The organism is Planktothrix paucivesiculata PCC 9631 (assembly GCF_900009265.2).
GTDB classification, from domain to species: domain Bacteria; phylum Cyanobacteriota; class Cyanobacteriia; order Cyanobacteriales; family Microcoleaceae; genus Planktothrix; species Planktothrix paucivesiculata.
In genome coordinates, this window is record NZ_LR735142.1 from 1 (window position 1) to 233 (window position 233).

1 pseudogene is annotated in these 233 nt (G+C 33.5%); it reads right to left on the bottom strand.

Annotated features, from left to right (window positions below):
- Positions 1-233: pseudogene (locus tag PL9631_RS25850) on the bottom strand (IS701 family transposase); the annotation flags it as partial.

The window sequence follows — 233 nt, forward strand, 5'->3', positions numbered from 1 at the left end:
GAGATGACTTCATCTATTGAAGACTGATTTAAATCATTTGTAGCTACATATTCCGTTCTGTTGGCAGAAACAGTTACCCGAAATAGTTTAACTTTTTTATCTCTAGGGAATTTATTTATTTTGATTAGCTTTCCCTGTTTTTCTTCAATTTCAGACCAAATTAACTGTTCAATAGGCTGATATTTTTTTTGACCTCCTGTATCATCAACCAGCCGGTTTTTTTTGAGCGGAAC